The sequence below is a fragment of the Phyllobacterium sp. genome, from assembly GCF_037994405.1.
Classification (GTDB): Bacteria; Pseudomonadota; Alphaproteobacteria; order Rhizobiales; family Rhizobiaceae; genus Phyllobacterium.
The window spans coordinates 1-3,592 of the sequence record NZ_JBBNAN010000205.1; the positions used below are offsets into that span (position 1 = coordinate 1).

The window sequence follows — 3,592 nt, forward strand, 5'->3', positions numbered from 1 at the left end:
CTATGTAACACCGGTCAGTGAATCGCCCGGATCGATCGTCATCCTTTTCAAGGAACGATCGATGGCCGAAAAGCTCGACCGCCAGATGACGCATCGCGGAGCCGCCAGATCCGTGACGGGTCTGGCATCAATGTTGGCGCACGAGATCAAGAACCCGCTATCCGGCATTCGCGGCGCCGCGCAATTGCTCGAAACTGGCCTGAATGACGATGACCGGGCGCTGACTCGGCTAATCACGGATGAGACGGACCGGATTGTTTCGCTCGTTGATCGGATGGAAGTCTTTTCCGACGAGCGACCGATCGAGCGCGAGGCGGTAAACATTCACGTTGTGCTCGATCACGTTAAAGCTATAGCCAAGAACGGCTTCGCCAGCCATATCAAGTTCCACGAGGATTACGATCCGTCGCTACCTTACGTCTTCGCCAATCGCGATCAGCTCGTGCAGATATTCCTCAATCTTGTGAAGAATGCCGCCGAGTCCATTGGCGCAAACGAACCGGGTGAAATTACGCTTTCGACCGCGTTCCGCCCCGGCATTCGTCTTTCAGTTCCTGGCATGCGCACCCGTGTCTCTCTGCCGCTCGAGTTTACCGTGCAGGATACGGGCCCAGGTGTGTCGCCCGATATCATGCCGCATTTGTTCGATCCATTCGTTACGACCAAACCCAACGGCTCAGGGCTTGGCCTTGCGCTCGTCGCCAAGATTGTTGGTGATCATGGCGGTGTTATCGAATGCGATTCTGTGCCGCGCAAGACAACGTTCAGAATTCTCATGCCCGCATGGCAGAGCGGTCCTCTTGATGACGACCACGCAGATGAAAATCCATATTCGAAGAAAGCAGGGTCCTGATTATGAGTTTGGGCAGCATTCTCGTCGCAGATGACGACGCGGCAATCAGAACGGTCCTCAATCAGGCGCTCTCCCGTGCGGGCTATGATGTCCGGATCACTTCCAATGCAGCTACGCTTTGGCGTTGGATATCGGCAGGAGACGGCGATCTGGTAATCACCGATGTCGTGATGCCCGACGAAAATGCGTTTGACTTGTTGCCACGCATCAAGAAATCGCGTCCCGACCTACCTGTGATCGTGATGAGTGCGCAAAACACCTTCATGACGGCCATCCGCGCATCGGAAGCCGGAGCATATGAATATCTGCCAAAGCCATTCGACCTGACCGAACTCGTCAGTATTGTCGGTCGCGCACTGTCGGAGCCCAAGAAAAAACCTGAGAAGTGGGCGACAGACGACCAGCCGGATACGATGCCCTTGGTTGGGCGATCGCCTGCGATGCAAGATATTTACCGCGTCCTGGCCCGGATGATGCAAACAGATCTGACAGTCATGATCTCCGGTGAGTCCGGTACCGGCAAGGAGCTTGTCGCGCGTGCCCTCCATGAATATGGCCGCCGGCGCAAAGGGCCCTTCGTTGCGATCAACATGGCGGCAATCCCGCGTGACCTGATCGAGTCCGAATTGTTTGGTCATGAACGCGGTGCCTTTACCGGCGCACAAAACCGGTCGAGCGGGCGGTTCGAACAGGCGGATGGCGGCACATTGTTTCTGGATGAAATTGGCGACATGCCGATGGAAGCTCAAACCCGGCTATTGCGAGTGCTGCAACAGGGCGAATACATGACCGTCGGCGGTCGTACGCCGATCAAGACCGACGTGCGCATCGTTGCCGCAACGAACAAGGATCTGCGCACCCTGATCAATCAGGGCCTGTTCCGTGAAGATCTCTATTACCGCCTCAATGTGGTGCCGCTGCGGCTTCCGCCGCTACGTGAGCGCGGCGAAGATATTCCCGATCTTACCAGGCACTTCTTTAAGATGGCAGTGAAAGATGGCCTGCCCGAAAAGCGCATTACCGCCGACGGCCTTGACCTGATGCGGCGCTATCCTTGGGCCGGCAATGTACGCGAACTGGAAAATCTGGTGCGCCGCCTCGCTGCACTCTACCCCCAGGAAGAAATCAATGCCGAAGTTATCGAAGCCGAATTGAAGGCTGACTTGAGGCCAACCGAGCCAGCGTCCAACGCAATAGCGAATGAGGACGCGACCATTGCACAAGCCGTTGAACTTAATATGCAACGGTATTTCTTGTCCTATGGAGACGACCTGCCGCCAGCAGGCCTGTACCAGCGCGTGCTTGAGGAAGTTGAATATCCGTTGATACTCTCCTGCTTGACGGCCACGCATGGAAACCAGATCAAGGCTGCTGAATTGCTGGGGCTCAACCGCAATACACTTCGGAAGAAAATCCGCGAGCTCGGCGTCAACATCTACAAGAACACGAAAAGTGACCGCCATTGAACCATTGCGACGTCGAGCAGTCACAATATCAAAAAGATAAAATTGTAGCAAATGTGATGCACGCTTCTTAAGAGGAGTATGCGCAAAGTATTCGCCAGAAATCCTGTGAATTATAAGCAAATGACCAAGCGTCGGAATGCGATCAGATCATACGGAGGTGCGTGGTGTTCAACTTTGCGGAACGGTTAATATTATTTAACCAATACGAAATATTAAAAAAACTCGATCCTGCGAAGGTCTCTTTATACGAGCGGCATCAGGAGGTGGTCGAAAAGGGCTTTGAGAGCCTTTATGAAGATCTCGGAATCTCGACGACCACACTAAGTAAAGAAGCGGCGCAGGAGATTGACGATATCTTGGCGCTATTCCGGGCGATCAGAACATCGACCAGCGCGGGCGCAACGAACGTTGCAGGTATCATGAAGTTCGTCAGCTTTGGACCAAGCCAGCCAAACGACCATTTCGCCTACGCGGACTTTCTCAGCAACATCCTAAAATTTCCTCAGGAAGCTTCCACGAGTGCGGGCAATCGGCCCGAGCTTCAACTGGAAAAGTATCGCGCGATGCTGCAACGATGGAATGAAATCGGCAGGAAGAGCGAACTTTCTGCCGATCAGATTGAACATCTGGTAGCCTGATTTGCTTGTTGATCGCGGCGGGCTAATGTCCCGCCGCGTCAGCTTCCGTGATGAAGCTCAGCCAAGGGGACCAAGATAGTCGAGCTTGCCGACCTGGACACCATTATGGCGCAATATATTTTGAGCAGTCGTGACGTGGAAATAGAAATTCGGCAGCGCGAACTGCAGAATGTAGTCTACACCGCTCAATGTTACCTTCCGTTGGCCTGAACTCAGCGTGACTTCCTTGTTGTCGCTACCGTCGAGCGCCGATTGATCGACACTCTCAAGAAACGCTACAGTCTTCGCAATGCGTTGGCGTAGTTCGGCAAAGTCGGATTCCTCATCGGGAAACTTCGGAACTTCAATCGTCGTCAGGCGGCCGATAGTCGCCTTTGATGTATCGCTCGCCCGCTGAATTTGACCCGAAAATGGCAGCATATCCGGCGCGAGACGGGCGTTGACGAGAACTGATGGATTGATTTTTTTCTCTGCGGCGAATGTCTCTGCTTTGTCAATCAATGATGAAAGAACCGAGAATCCGCGGATAAATGCCGGGACCGAAATCTTGTGCATGGAAAGTGACATAGGGAGTGCTCCAATAAGGCATTGCGGGTTTTCAGAACTGGAACCCGGATCGGCGTTCTGACTATAGT

At 53.8% G+C, this 3,592-nt stretch carries 4 protein-coding genes; 3 read left to right on the top strand and 1 reads right to left on the bottom strand.

Features of this window, described 5'->3' with window-relative positions; genetic code table 11:
* From AAAC48_RS11700 to AAAC48_RS11710, 3 genes are all read left to right on the top strand, one after another.
* On the top strand, positions 1-853 hold an 853-nt coding region (locus AAAC48_RS11700), incomplete at its 5' end, for an ATP-binding protein (RefSeq protein ID WP_340654336.1).
* A gap of 2 nt (positions 854-855) precedes the next feature.
* The gene (ntrC, locus tag AAAC48_RS11705; protein WP_340654337.1) at positions 856-2,319 is read left to right on the top strand and encodes a nitrogen regulation protein NR(I); all 1,464 of its coding nucleotides are present in this window, start codon (positions 856-858) and stop codon (positions 2,317-2,319) included.
* Between the two features lie 164 nt (positions 2,320-2,483).
* On the top strand, positions 2,484-2,957 hold the full coding sequence (locus tag AAAC48_RS11710) for a YfbU family protein (protein ID WP_340654338.1): 474 nt from the start codon (positions 2,484-2,486) through the stop codon (positions 2,955-2,957).
* A 57-nt stretch (positions 2,958-3,014) separates the two neighbouring features.
* On the opposite strand, the gene AAAC48_RS11715 is transcribed toward AAAC48_RS11710, so the two are convergent.
* Complete coding sequence (locus AAAC48_RS11715) at positions 3,015-3,524, bottom strand: DUF1993 domain-containing protein (protein ID WP_340654339.1); 510 nt, start codon at positions 3,522-3,524, stop codon at positions 3,015-3,017.
* Between the last annotated feature and the right edge of the window lie 68 nt (positions 3,525-3,592).